Source organism: Thermostichus sp. MS-CIW-30 (assembly GCF_054058015.1).
In genome coordinates this window covers 44251-57175 of sequence record NZ_JBSRZW010000022.1, presented here as the reverse complement: position 1 = coordinate 57175, position 12925 = coordinate 44251, and the positions used below count along the sequence as shown (strand labels likewise).

General features: G+C 58.4%; 10 protein-coding genes. 5 read left to right on the top strand and 5 right to left on the bottom strand.

The window, feature by feature from the left end; genetic code table 11:
- Positions 1-197: 197 nt before the first annotated feature.
- Positions 198-1409 carry an RNA polymerase sigma factor RpoD gene (rpoD, locus tag ACVWXW_RS10355; protein WP_414375184.1) on the bottom strand — a complete coding sequence of 404 codons (1212 nt, stop codon included), beginning with the start codon at positions 1407-1409 and terminating at the stop codon, positions 198-200.
- A gap of 648 nt (positions 1410-2057) precedes the next feature.
- On the opposite strand from rpoD, the gene metH reads away from it, so the two are divergent.
- Positions 2058-5732 (top strand): methionine synthase, encoded by a 3675-nt coding sequence (metH, locus tag ACVWXW_RS10350; protein WP_457403765.1) that lies wholly within the window; start codon positions 2058-2060, stop codon positions 5730-5732.
- Positions 5733-5953: 221 nt separating this feature from the next.
- On the opposite strand, the gene ACVWXW_RS10345 is transcribed toward metH, so the two are convergent.
- A complete protein-coding gene (locus ACVWXW_RS10345; RefSeq protein ID WP_457403763.1) occupies positions 5954-6745 on the bottom strand; it encodes an ABC transporter permease in 792 nt (263 codons plus the stop codon).
- Between the two features lie 461 nt (positions 6746-7206).
- Here ACVWXW_RS10345 and ACVWXW_RS10340 point away from each other — a divergent pair, with 461 nt between their 5' ends.
- Positions 7207-7971, top strand: a complete 765-nt coding sequence (locus ACVWXW_RS10340) for a TIGR03943 family putative permease subunit (protein WP_457403762.1) — start codon at positions 7207-7209, stop codon at positions 7969-7971.
- Between the two features lie 22 nt (positions 7972-7993).
- Here the strand turns inward: ACVWXW_RS10340 and apcB are convergent, their stop codons facing one another.
- Positions 7994-8497, bottom strand: coding sequence for an allophycocyanin subunit beta (apcB, locus tag ACVWXW_RS10335; RefSeq protein WP_011433791.1), 504 nt, complete (start codon positions 8495-8497; stop codon positions 7994-7996).
- A 239-nt stretch (positions 8498-8736) separates the two neighbouring features.
- Positions 8737-9654 (bottom strand): tRNA pseudouridine(55) synthase TruB, encoded by a 918-nt coding sequence (gene truB / locus ACVWXW_RS10330; RefSeq protein ID WP_457403760.1) that lies wholly within the window; start codon positions 9652-9654, stop codon positions 8737-8739.
- 77 nt (positions 9655-9731) lie between these two features.
- On the opposite strand from truB, the gene ACVWXW_RS10325 reads away from it, so the two are divergent.
- Entirely contained in the window at positions 9732-10745 is a 1014-nt protein-coding gene (locus ACVWXW_RS10325) for a DMT family transporter (protein WP_457403758.1), read from the top strand.
- Positions 10746-10767: 22 nt separating this feature from the next.
- Here the strand turns inward: ACVWXW_RS10325 and trpS are convergent, their stop codons facing one another.
- Positions 10768-11763, bottom strand: coding sequence for a tryptophan--tRNA ligase (gene trpS, locus ACVWXW_RS10320; RefSeq protein WP_457403757.1), 996 nt, complete (start codon positions 11761-11763; stop codon positions 10768-10770).
- Positions 11764-11886: 123 nt separating this feature from the next.
- Here trpS and ACVWXW_RS10315 point away from each other — a divergent pair, with 123 nt between their 5' ends.
- Positions 11887-12171 carry a chlororespiratory reduction protein 7 gene (locus ACVWXW_RS10315; protein ID WP_414408547.1) on the top strand — a complete coding sequence of 95 codons (285 nt, stop codon included), beginning with the start codon at positions 11887-11889 and terminating at the stop codon, positions 12169-12171.
- 193 nt (positions 12172-12364) lie between these two features.
- The gene (locus ACVWXW_RS10310; protein WP_414350803.1) at positions 12365-12886 is read left to right on the top strand and encodes a photosystem I assembly protein Ycf3; all 522 of its coding nucleotides are present in this window, start codon (positions 12365-12367) and stop codon (positions 12884-12886) included.
- The last annotated feature ends 39 nt before the right edge of the window (positions 12887-12925 follow it).

Below are 12925 nucleotides of genomic sequence, written 5' to 3'. Positions count from 1 at the left end.
TAAACAGAAAGATCAACTGGTAGTAATCCGTACTGAACATATTATACATTATTTTCAGTATAGTTGAGCTTATTATTGACTAGAGTCATGCTCCATCGCGCGGGTTGGCAGTTCCAACTCAGTCTGCCTTAAGGGGCCGGGAACTCTCTTGGATCCCTTGCCCCGGCTCTCTATCGAAGCTGGAACAGACCGCAGAGTTAGCGGATGTATTCCTTCAACACGCTGTTGCGGTTGGGGTGGCGCAACTTGCGCAGAGCCTTAGCCTCGATCTGCCGGATTCGCTCACGGGTGACATTAAAGATCTGGCCGATTTCCTCCAGCGTTTTCATGCGGCCATCATCCAAGCCGTAGCGCAACTTCAACACATCCCGTTCGCGGGCGGTGAGGGTTTCCAAAACGCTTTCCAGATCTTCTCTGAGCAAGACTTTGGCCACCCGATCCTCCGGCGTCTCCCCCTCTGACTCGATAAAGTCTCCCAGCCGAGAATCCTCTTCCTTGCCGATGGGGGTTTCCAAAGAGATGGGAAGCTGGGCCGACTTGGCGATAAAGCGCAACTTCTCGATGGTGATCTCCATGCGGGTGGCGATCTCCTCTTCGGTGGGCTTGCGGCCCAATTCCTGGGAAAGCAACTTGGTTACCTTTTTGATGCGGGAGATCGTCTCGTAGAGGTGGACAGGCAGGCGAATGGTGCGGGATTGGTCGGCAATGGCGCGGGTGATGGCCTGTCGAATCCACCACGTCGCATAGGTGGAGAACTTGTAGCCCTTCTCGTGGTCGAATTTCTCGGCTGCCCGAATCAGGCCCAGGGATCCCTCCTGAATCAAATCCTGAAAAGACAGGCCCCGGTTCATGTACTTTTTGGCGATGGACACCACCAAACGCAGATTAGACTGCACCATCTTTTCTTTGGCCCGCCGCCCCCGATGCAACCGCCGCCGAAATTCCGGCAAGGACATCTTGACCTCTTCTGCCCAGAGGGTGTCCGGCACCTCTTCTGGGTCTGACCAGAGGCCCATACGCTGAAAAACGGCCTCGCGAGCGCGCTCTAGCTCCAGCAGATCGGCAATTTTTCGGGCTAGCTCGATTTCTTCATCGGCCCGCAGCAGCCGGATACGCCCAATTTCTTGCAAATAGACCCGGATAGAGTCATCGGTGTAGGGCTTTTTCTTACTGGCCGCCTTGCGCTTTGAGCGACCTTTGGCACCGGCGGCGGCAGTCTCTCCATCCTCCTCTGCTGCCTCTTCGTCGTCGTCATCCTCATCAAAAGCATCAGTGTCACCGGTATCCAGTTCGCTCTCGAGGGTATCTGTCTCCGTGTCCAACTCCAGGGTGCCAGAAGGTGGATTTTCCAGATCCGATTCGAGAAGAGCTGTTTGACCAGATTTCACCAATTCCTTTGCTTGAGCCATGCTGAGTTCCTCGTGATCCTAATCACAGACAACTAAAGGTGACTAAGGGAGCTTAGACGCCAAAGGGAGAGGAGCAAGTTGCAGCCCTGCTGCATCCCACAACGCCAGAGTGAGGGAGCCGATATCCGCAAGCCAAAGCCTGAGTTGCCCTAGGCAAGCCTGCCCGCTTCTGGATAACCGATTGCTCGGGTCAATCTGGAAGCAGATATCGCTCATGGGGCTCAACTGAACTGGCGCAAGACCCGTCATCTTGGTGGGCGGAACCTCTCAAGATGGCGAGAGGTGGATCTTTCTCTTCGCCAATCCTGCGACGGGGTGCGAGGCACTTCACTGGGGGGGCGGAACATTCAGCACCTCAACCACTCCAACCCGCGAGGAGAAGATCGCTCTACAGCAGGCGGCAAGTGACCCTGGGAGGAACACTTGCGAGCAACTGTAGCCGTTCACACCAAAACGTCTTCCCTAAATTAGCCCGACCTGGGGGAAACAGCAACGGGGCAGGCAAAGAAAATGTTAAATTCGCCTCAACAATGGCCAGAATGGAAGCCCTGGCCAGGGATCCATCCTTCGGCCTAGTCCGAGCAAATGGCTCGATGCTAACTTAAATCAGACTCTAGGTCGATGACACCCTGCCTGTCTTTGACTTCTATGACCCATCCCTTCCTGCACTGTCTCCAGGAACGTGTGATTGTCTTTGATGGGGCGATGGGATCCTCCCTCCAGGCCCAGAACCTGACGGCAGCGGATTTTGGTGGGCCGGAGCTGGAGGGTTGCAACGAGATGCTGGTGCTGACCAAGCCGGAGGCGGTGGAGCGGGTACACCGCGGCTTTCTGGAAGTGGGGGCCGACGTTGTTGAGACCAATACCTTTGGGGCCACCTCCATCGTTTTGGCCGAGTACGGGATCCCGGAAAAAGCCTACGAGCTGAACGTGGCGGCGGCGCGACTGGCCAAGCGGGTAGCAGCCGAGTTTTCGACGCCGGAAAAGCCCCGTTTTGTGGCCGGCTCCATTGGCCCCACCACCAAGCTGCCCACCCTGGGGCACATCAGCTTTGATGAGATGCGGGCTGCCTACGAGGAGCAGGTGCAGGGGCTAGTTGACGGTGGGGCGGATCTGCTGATCATCGAGACCTGCCAGGACATTTTGCAGACCAAGGCGGCCCTGGTGGCCGTGCAGCAGGAGTTTGCCCAGCGAGGGATCCGCCTGCCGGTGGTGGTGTCCCTCACCTTTGAGGTACAGGGGACGATGCTGGTGGGCACGGAGATCGGGGCGGCTTTGGCCATCCTGGAGCCCTATCCCATCGATGTGCTGGGCCTCAACTGTGCCACTGGCCCAGACAAGATGGTCGAACACATCCGCTATCTGTCCCGCCATTCTCCTTTCCCCATCTCCTGCATCCCCAACGCTGGCCTGCCGGAAAACATCGGCGGCAAAGCCCACTACAAGCTCACCCCGGAGCAGTTGCGCTTCCACCTGGAGCATTTTGTGCGGGATCTGGGGGTAGCGGTGGTGGGAGGGTGTTGCGGCACCCGTCCCGAGCACATTGCCGCCTTGGTGGAAGCTGTGCAGGGGCTGCGGCCTAAACGCCGCTCCGTCGAGCGCATTCCCGCTGCTGCCTCGATCTACACGCCCCAGCCCTACCTGCAGGAGAACTCGTTTTTAATCATCGGCGAGCGGCTGAATGCCAGCGGCTCCAAAAAGATGCGGGAGCTGCTCAACGCCGAAGACTGGGACGGCCTGGTGGCCCTAGCGCGGGAGCAGGTGCGGGAGGGAGCCCACATCCTGGACGTGAATGTGGACTACGTGGGCCGGGATGGCGTGCGGGATATGCGGGAGCTGGTCTCGCGGCTGGTTACCCAAATCCCAATTCCCCTGATGCTGGATTCTACCGATTGGCAAAAGATGGAAGCGGGCCTCAAGGTGGCGGGGGGCAAGTGCCTGCTCAACTCCACCAACTACGAAGACGGGGAAGAGCGCTTCTTCAAGGTGCTGGAGCTAGCTAAAACCTACGGCGCCGGGGTGGTCATCGGCACCATCGACGAAGAGGGCATGGCCCGCACTGCCGACAAGAAGTTCCAGATTGCCGAGCGCGCCTATCGTCAGGCGGTTGAGTACGGGATCCCGCCCTACGAGATTTTCTTTGACCCTTTGGCCTTGCCCATTTCCACCGGCATCGAGGAAGACCGGGCCAACGGGGCAGCCACCTTGGAGGCCATCCGCCGTATCCGCCAGGCTTTCCCGGAGACCCACATTCTCTTGGGCATTTCCAACATCTCCTTTGGGCTCTCGCCGGCAGCCCGCGTGGTGTTGAACTCGGTGTTTTTGCACGAGTGCCGCGAGGCCGGCCTGGATGCCGCCATCGTCAGCGCCGCCAAGATCCTGCCCCTGAACAAGATCCCCGCAGAGCAGCAGCAGGTGTGTCGGGATTTGATCTGGGATCGGCGGCAGTTTAACGCCGTTCGCGTTAGCGGGACGGAGTCCTCGGGCATTTGCACCTACGATCCCCTGGCGCGGCTGACGGAGCTGTTTGCGGGCGTTTCCGGGAAGGAACTGCGCTCTGGCGGATCTTTTGCAGATTTACCCCTGGAGGAGCGCCTGCGGCGGCACATCATCGACGGCGAGCGGATTGGCCTGGAGGAGACCCTGGCGGAGGCACTGCAGAACTATCCTCCCCTGGAGATCATCAACACCTTTTTGCTGGACGGCATGAAGGAGGTGGGGGAGCTCTTCGGCGCTGGCAAAATGCAACTGCCCTTTGTGCTGCAGTCGGCAGAAACCATGAAAGCGGCGGTGAAATACCTGGAGCCCTTCATGGAAAAGGTGGGAGGGGAAGTGTGCAAAGGCACTCTTTTGATTGCCACCGTCAAGGGGGATGTCCACGATATTGGCAAAAACTTGGTGGACATCATCCTCACCAACAACGGCTACAAAGTCATCAACCTGGGCATCAAGCAGCCGGTGGAGAACATCATCGAAGCCTATGAAAAGAGCAAGGCCGACTGCATTGCCATGAGCGGCCTGTTGGTAAAATCCACCGCCTTTATGAAGGAGAACTTGGAGGTGTTTAACGAGCGGGGCATCACCGTGCCGGTCATCCTAGGAGGGGCGGCCCTTACCCGCCGCTTTGTGGAAGAAGACTGCCGCCAGACCTACAAAGGCCAGGTGATCTATGGCCGCGACGCCTTCGTCGATCTCCACTTTATGGATCGGCTGATGCAGGCCAAAGCTGCCGGACGCTGGGACGACCGGCTGGGTTTTCTGGATGACTTGGAGCAGGGATCCCCCTCTGCCAATGGCCAGAAAGAGGCTTCTTGGGTTCCAGAGGAAACGGATCCCAGCCTGCCCCCTGCGGAGACCACCGTGGGAGCTGCTCCCGCCCTCACCCTCTCCGAGTCCCAAGACACCCGCCGCTCTGAAGCCGTTGCCCTGGAGACTGAGCGACCCATCCCGCCTTTCTGGGGATCCAAACTTCTCACCTCAGATCAGATCCCCTGGCCGGAAGTCTTCTTCTACATCGACAAGCAGGCCCTGGTAGCCGGCCAGTGGCAGATTCGCAAGCCCCGCGACCAGTCGGCAGAGGAGTTTGCCGAGTTTATCGCCACCCAGGTGGATCCGGTGATCGAGCGCTGGAAAGAGCGGATCCTGGCAGAAGATCTGCTGCACCCCCAGATTGTCTACGGCTATTTCCCGGCCCAGGCGGAAGGAAATACTCTAATCCTGTTCGACCCGGCCAGCTTCCCGGAGCTGTTTGCCCTGAAGCCAGGCTCCACCACCTATTTCCAACTGCCGACGGTCGAGCGGCCCCAGCTTTCTCCCCAGGTGCGGGAGCTGGCCCGCTTCACCTTCCCCCGCCAAAAGAGCGGCCACCGCTACTGTATCGCTGACTTCTTTGCCGATCGCTCCACTGGCCTAGTAGATGTCTTCCCCATGCAGGCGGTTACGGTGGGCCCAGAGGCCACCGCCTATGCCCAGCGCCTGTTTGCCAAAGGCCAGTACACCGACTACCTGTATTTCCACGGCCTGGCTGTGACCCTGGCGGAAGCCCTGGCGGAATGGTGCCATGCCCGCATCCGGCGGGAGCTGGGGTTCGGCCACGAAGATAGCCCCGACATCCGCAAGATCCTGCACCAGGGCTATCGGGGATCCCGCTACAGCTTCGGCTATCCCGCCTGCCCCAACATCGCCGACCAACGGGTTCTGCTGCAGGTGCTCCAGGCCGAGCGCATTGGCCTCACCATGGACGAAAGCGATCAATTGGATCCGGAACAGTCCACCACCGCCATCGTTGCTTACCATCCGGCAGCCCGCTACTTCAACACTTAGGCTTAGCTTGTCGGGGTGTGGGGGTAGCTAAGCCCCGCACTGTACTCGTAGAGTCAGTGTCGGGATACAGATACCCCCACATGGTGTATGATGGGAGTACTTGCACAAAACGGCTTTTGCCGGAATCTGGTGCAACTACGCGGTAGGGCATTCCCTGTCTGTATGCCTATGGCACGGCTTCGCCGAACGTGGAGGGTTCTTGCGTAGGCTCCCCGTTCGCGTCAGCGGTGCGGAGCACTCCGCAGGGGGAAGCCCACGACCAAGATCAAGGTAACCAGAATGATCAAGGTGGAGAGGGCATTGATTTCCGGGGTAACTCCTCGTCGCGCCGTGCTGTAGATCAAAATTGGCAAGGTCAGGCTCTCCGGCCCACTGGTAAAAAAGGAGATGACAAAATCATCTATCGAAAGGGTAAAAGCCAGCAAAGCGGCAGCTTGGATCCCTGGCATGGCTAAGGGCAGGGTGACATAGCGTAGCTTTTGCCAGGTGTTTGCATAGAGGTCATAGGCGGCTTCCTCCAACGCAGGATCCAAAAGTTGGAGACGGCTGCGCACCACAATAGCCACAAAAGCAATCTGAAACGTAATGTGGGCCAAGATCATCGTCCCCAGGCCCAGCTCAAACCAGCCGGTGTAGGCGCGCACCACTTGGTAAAACAGCAGCAGCCCAATGGCCATCACAATATCCGGAATGGCTACCGGCAAGAGCAGCAGCCCCTGCACCGCCTTTTTGCCGGGGAAGTGGTAGCGGTAGAGACCATAGCCCAAGAGGGATCCCAGCAGCGTGCTGACCAGGGTGCTGACCAACGCCAGGACGAGGGTATTTTGCGTGGCCTGCCAGACCAGGGCATTCTGAAACAGGGAAAGGTACCAATCGAAGGTAAAACCTGTCCACGCCAGGCCAAAGCGGGCTCGGTTAAAGGAGTAGACGGCGATCAGCAGAATTGGCAGGTAGAGAAAGCCATAGATGGCATAGCTGACTCCCCGCAGCCAGGTGGGTATCCTTGCCAACATTCGCGTGTGCTATCTCAGTTGCGTCTATCCCACTGTAGAGCAGGCTGCCAAAATTGCAGCAACTCCCTAGGCTTTATACATCAGCCTGCAACCCTGTCTATCACGCCAAAGTCCGTTATCAATGGGATATCAATGTGAGGTTATCTGTGGCTGGATTTGTTGAATTGATGATGGGATCCCTGAAGCTGTAAAGACGGCAATCAAAGAACGTGAGCCAAACGAAATGTTTTGCTGTTCGCGTTAGGGGGACGGAGTCCTTGCCTTATTCGGGCAACCCGATACCTGTGACTGGGAAATTGGCAGCACAGGCATTCCCCAACGCCGGCAGTGGGCACTTCCGCGAGGATTGCTAAACTTAGGCTCGGAGTGGTGTGAAAAAGCTGCAACCCATGCCCAAAAGCAGTTCTGGTCGTCTTCGAGAAAAACAAAATCCAGAGGAACCGCACGCGAAAACCAAGGGTATGTCTCGGCCTGTCGGTCGCGTCAGCGGGACGGAGTCCAAACCGTTGCGGTGGGGCAATACGGCCTACTGGGAGGCGGCTGGGCTGATGTTGCTAGGGATCCTGCTGATCGTCTATCGCTGGCGGGGCACCCTGCTGATGTTGATCAATCCCGGCTACGTGAATGTGGCGCTGTTGGCCGGGCTGTGTCTGTTGGGCTTGGGGATTGGCCGTTGGCGAGGAGCCAAAGTTGCCTCTTCTGAAGTCCATGCCTCACTATTGGGGCCGCGGCTGGGCGCAGGACTGTTGATCCTGACGGCCCTGCTGGGGTTTTGGGTCGAGCCACGACCACTCTCCAGCCAAACTGCCCTCAACCGAGGGGTATCTCCCTATCTGGGGGTATCTCGTAGCCAGCCGCAGGCTTTTCGCCCCAAGCTCGACCCCCGTCAGCGAACTCTGCTGGACTGGGTGCGCACCTTGGATGTTTACCCGGATCCCTACACCTATGAAGACCAGCCGGTGCGGGTGCAGGGGTTCGTCATTCCTGACGAGCGACCCGACCACTTTGTTATTGCTCGGTTTTTGGTTAGCTGCTGTGCTGCCGATGCTTACCCCGTGGGCTTGCCGGTGCGCTGGCCAGAGGCAGAGCAGTTAACTGCCGACAGTTGGCTGCGTCTGGAGGGGCGCATGGCCGTGGAGCAGCGGGATGGCCAATCTCAGTTGGTAATCGCTGCCGAGCAGGTGGAGCCGATACCGGTGCCGCCAAACCCCTATGCCGACGAATAAGAGCAGGCGCTTAGATATCGGTTTAGATATCGGTTTCGCTCAGCTTAGCGCTCAGGTAATCGAAGGGCTCGGCCACAAAGCTGTAGTCTTCGCCAGAGCCAAGCAGCTCCAGGGTGCGGGTTTTCATGTTTTGAATGCCAATCACCGTCGGGGCGATGGGCACACCGAGGGAGTTGTAGGTCTCCCGTAAGCCGGCCAAGACTCGCTCATCCAAAATGCTGTTGTCGGCAGCCACCAGCGCGTAGGAAGCGTAGCGCAAGAAGTAGTCCATATCCCGCAAACAGGTGGCATAGCGGCGGGTGGTGTAGGCGTTGCCTCCCGGACGAATGAGATCTGGCACCTGGGCGAACATGGCCGCAGCAGCCGTTTTGACGATATCCACTGAGTTGAGATTGATCACGTTCACGGCCTTGATGCGCCGCAGCCCCGAGTCATAAAAAGCCTTGAGCGCATCCATTGCCTCCCGATCCAAGTAGCGGCCCGTCAGGTCGTAGGTTTTGATCAGCGTGGTTACGGCATCCCGCATATCCCCAGCTCCATTCTTGTGACTTTATTTTGTAAAGTAGCTTGAGATGAAAAAATGAGAAGAGATTTTGCCGGACAACATCCAAAGGTCAACCTTGGAAAATCGAGCCAGAGCCCGGCAACGGCGACGCTTCAGGCTCCCCTTCGCCCTCAGAAGTTTAGCATGCAGGGGTTTCTTTCCCGCTTCCCCCTGAGACAATGGCAAATGTTGTTACGAAAATGTAACTTTTCTGCAACACTCTAGGGATCCGGCGGCAACACCCGCAGCGGCTTGAGCTGGCCTGCCTGACCATACCCCAAGCCCAAAAACTTGCCCGCCTCGTCCAGCACCCGCAAAGTAGGGGCATCGACAACAGGCCGGTCGAGGAGAATGGCCCGACCCTGCAGCCACTGCTTCGCTTCGGCGGAAGAGAGCTGTACCGCACCCCAATCGGCAAATCCCCACTCGATGGGCAGCAGGGCAGCAGCGGGATCCCCGGATCCCCGCCATCTCTCCAGCGGCAGGCTTTCTGCGATGCGAAAGGGGCCACTTTGCAGCCGTCGCAGCCGGCTCATCAGCCCTCCACAGCCCAATTTTTCCCCCACATCGCGGGCAAGGGCACGAATGTAGGTGCCGGGGCCACAGGCAATTTCTAGATCCACTTCCGGAAAGTCTCCGGCTCGCCAGCCCAGGATGCGCAGTTGCCGAATGACCACCCGTCGGGGTTCCAACTGGAGTTCCGCAGCCTCCACGCCGGCACGGGCCAACTGGTAGAGCTTTTTCCCCTGGCGCTTAAGGGCGCTGTAGAGGGGCGGCACCTGCCAGATCTCGCCGGTAAACTCCCGCAAGCACTGCTCTACCTGCTCGCGACTCAACCCAGGACAAGGGGATCCCACCCGGATCTGCCCTTCGGCATCGTCGGTGTCGCTGCGCTGTCCCAATCGGAAGGTTGCTTGATACACCTTATCCCCCGACAAAAACGACAAAAAGCGTGTTGCCCGTCCCACCGCAATCGGCAAAACCCCCGTTGCCGCCGGATCCAAGGTGCCCCCATGCCCCACCTTGCGGGTGCGCAAGACCCGCCGCACCACTGCCACACAGTCGTGGGAGGTGAGCCCCGCCGGCTTGTCCAGGTTGAGAAAGCCCTCCAGGGATCCCATGCCAGGCATAATATGCATCAACAGTTAAGATTTGTAACTGAGCTGCCCCAGCGCTTAACATGGGGTTAACTTCCGTCTCCAAGTTTGAAGCACCTATGGCTCAGTCTGACCTGTTCTTTCAGCCTATCTGGCAACGCCTCCTGATGATTGCCCCCTTTTTCCTGTGGGGCTCGGCGATGGTGGTGATGCGAGATGCCCTCTCCGAGACCACCCCCCTCTTCATTGCCATTCTGCGGTTGCTGCCGGCAGGGATCCTGGTTCTTGCCTTTCGGCTCTGGCAGGGGCGGGGTTCTGCGTCTCACGCCTGGCATCCCAGAGGGCTGCGCGGCTGGCTATGGGTGTTGGCGTTTGCGCTAGTGGACGGCACTTGTTTTCAGGGATTTTTGGCCCAAGGGCTGAAAGAGACAGGGGCAGGCCTGGGATCCGTGCTAATCGACTCGCAGCCGCTGGCGGTGGCTTTGATGGCCACCTGGTTTTACCGCGAGCGGATGGGATCCCTGGGCTGGCTGAGCCTGGGGCTGGGAGTTTTCGGCATTGGCCTCATCGGCCTATCCGGCGAGGGATCCCTGCAGTTGGGGGCCGGCGTCGTTTGGATGTTGATGGCCTCCCTGTCGATGGCAGTTGGCACCGTGATGATGCCCAAGGTGGCGGAGGTGGCAGATCCGGTGCTGGCGACGGGCTGGCACATGGTGTTGGGCAGCCTGCCGTTGATCCTGCTGTCAGCACTAACAGAAACCCAGCAATGGCAACACCTGAGCGGGATCCACTGGCTGGGCCTCCTCTACGCTTCGGTGATGGGGAGCGCCTTGGCCTATGCCCTCTTCTTCTATTTCGCCTCTCAGGAAAACCTCACCGAGTTCAGCTCCCTGACCTTCCTCACCCCCATCTTTGCCCTGCTGTTTGGCAGCACCTTTCTGGGGGAATCGCTGACGCGGCTGCAATGGCTGGGAGTGGGCATCACTCTGGTCTGCGTGTATTTGATTAACCACCGGCAAGAATGGCAGGAGCGCCTGCGCCTAGGCTGGAAAGGGATCCTCTCAGAGCTGGGTTTAGACTGGCTGGTGAGCGCCTTGAGCACCGTCGAGATCCGCGATGGCAACCCCGACTGATCAAAGCTTGGGCAGGGATCCCTCAGGGGGGTAAGAACCCCATAGCCTCTCTCACCGTTTCTAGCGTTTGCTCGGCGATGGCACGGGCCTTAGCGGCATTCTCCCGTATCAGAACGAGCAGGTGGTCCGGGTTGCTCCACAGTTCCCGGTAGCGCTGCTGAATGGGCTCCAGGGCAGCGATGATGCTGTCGGCAAGGAGGGGCTTGAACTGCCCCCACCCCATCTCGGCACACTCAGCCGCCACTACCTCCTTGCTTTTGCCGGAGGTGAGCATGTAAATCGTCAACAAATTGTGGGCTTCGGGACGAGCCGGATCGTCAAAAGTAATGCCCCGAATGGGGTCGGTCTTGCATTTTTGGATCTTCTTGCGGATGGTATCCGGGTCATCCAGCAGATGAATACGGCTGAAATCCGAGGGATCCGACTTGGACATCTTCCGCGTACCGTCGGTTAAGCTCATCACCCGCGCCCCCTCCGGACGAATCAGGGCCTCTGGGATCAGAAACACCTCTCCAAAACGGTCATTGAAGCGGCGAGCGATGTCCCGACACAGCTCAATATGCTGCCGCTGATCCTCCCCCACTGGCACATACTTGGGTTGGTAGAGCAAAATATCCGCCGCCTGCAAAATCGGGTAGCTGAACAAGCCAACGCTGGTCTCCTCCCCCTGTTTTTCCTTCTTCTCCTTGTATTGGATCATGCGCTCCGCCCAGTTCATGGGGGTGATGGTGTTGAACAGCCAGGCCAGCTCCGTATGGGCAGGCACGTGGGACTGGACGAACAGCACGCAATGCTCCAGGCTGAGACCGCAGGCCAAATAAAGGGCAAACAGCGAACGGGTTCGCTCCCTCAGCAGCTTGGGATCCTGAGGAACGGTGATGGCGTGTTGATCGACGATGCAAAAAAAGTTCTCGTAGTGCTCCTGCTCGGCCACCCAGTTTTTAATTGCCCCCAAGTAGTTGCCCAAATGCAGTTCGCCAGAGGGCTGAATGCCAGAAAGGGTGCGCGGCTTGGCCATAGGGAAAGCAGATCTCAAACGCCAACAAGACGGAGGACAAGAGCAAGGAAAGTCTTTTTCAGGATATCAAGAGAGGCGCAACCCGTTGGTTCATGATGGAAAAAAGACGCCCAACCCCACACCATGTTAGACTCAGAACCCGAACTGTTGCGTGCTGCCAACCACTATGTGCTGCTGATACCGGGCTTGCCGGAGCAATTTCTCAGCCCTGAGGAATTGCAGGAGTTTCTCATGCGGCTGTTGCAGGAACATCCCCACCTGGTGGATGCAGATCTGGCCCGCTATCCCACCCCTCAAGCGCAGGCACAGCGGCTGATCGACACCGCCTGTGAGCTCGAGGTTTGCCCCGGCGAAACTGTGCAGTGGCATCCTGTGCGCCTGAGCAAGCGCTCCTCGACACGGTCTTAACAGGCTCGGAAGTTCCTTGGCCAAGCCGTTCGCAGCCTCGTTGCAGCAGCGTTGCAGTTCCCCTCCCGCAGGCATAGCAAAAACCTCACCAGAGGTGGGGCGGGCAGTACGGGGTTGTGTTTCGGATCCCGCCTTGGGCGTGATACAACGCAAGAGTAGAGATCCTTAGTCCTAAACTTAAAAGGGGTCAGCCATGCCGCGCAGCATGAAGAACGACAACTTCATTGACAAGACCTTCACCGTCATGGCCGATCTAATTCTGAAACTGCTGCCAGGGGTGAGTTCCGAGGAAAAGAAAGCCTTTGCCTACTACCGGGATGGCATGGCCGCTCAGAGCGAAGGAGAATACGCCGAGGCCCTAGAAAACTACAGAGAAGCCCTCGCCCTCGAGCAAGGGGAAGAAGACCGCAGCTACATTCTCTACAACATGGGCCTGATCTACCAGAGCAACGGCGAGCTTGACAAAGCCCTCGACCACTACCACCAAGCTCTGGAGTTAAACCCAAGACTTTGCTCTGCCCTGAACAACATTGCCGTATTGCTGCACCACAAGGGCGAGCTGAGCCTGCAAGCCGGGGATGAGGAAACAGCAGAGGCCCTGTTCAACGAGGCTGCCCAGTACTGGATTCGGGCCATTCGCATTGCCCCCAACAACTACATCGAGGCCCAAAACTGGCTGAAAACCACCGGGCGCGCCAACCTGGAGGTGTACTGAGCTTTCCTGCAGAAGGACTCCGTTCCGTTAACGCGAACG

Bases quoted from the DNA above. Each gene is read 5' to 3' on its own strand.
- rpoD (WP_414375184.1), bottom strand. From the start codon at position 1,409: ATGGCTCAAGCAAAGGAATTGGTGAAATCTGGTCAAACAGCTCTTCTC.
- metH (WP_457403765.1), top strand. From the start codon at position 2,058: ATGACCCATCCCTTCCTGCACTGTCTCCAGGAACGTGTGATTGTCTTT.
- ACVWXW_RS10345 (WP_457403763.1), bottom strand. From the start codon at position 6,745: ATGTTGGCAAGGATACCCACCTGGCTGCGGGGAGTCAGCTATGCCATC.
- ACVWXW_RS10340 (WP_457403762.1), top strand. From the start codon at position 7,207: ATGTCTCGGCCTGTCGGTCGCGTCAGCGGGACGGAGTCCAAACCGTTG.
- apcB (WP_011433791.1), bottom strand. From the start codon at position 8,497: ATGCGGGATGCCGTAACCACGCTGATCAAAACCTACGACCTGACGGGC.
- truB (WP_457403760.1), bottom strand. From the start codon at position 9,654: ATGCATATTATGCCTGGCATGGGATCCCTGGAGGGCTTTCTCAACCTG.
- ACVWXW_RS10325 (WP_457403758.1), top strand. From the start codon at position 9,732: ATGGCTCAGTCTGACCTGTTCTTTCAGCCTATCTGGCAACGCCTCCTG.
- trpS (WP_457403757.1), bottom strand. From the start codon at position 11,763: ATGGCCAAGCCGCGCACCCTTTCTGGCATTCAGCCCTCTGGCGAACTG.
- ACVWXW_RS10315 (WP_414408547.1), top strand. From the start codon at position 11,887: ATGTTAGACTCAGAACCCGAACTGTTGCGTGCTGCCAACCACTATGTG.
- ACVWXW_RS10310 (WP_414350803.1), top strand. From the start codon at position 12,365: ATGCCGCGCAGCATGAAGAACGACAACTTCATTGACAAGACCTTCACC.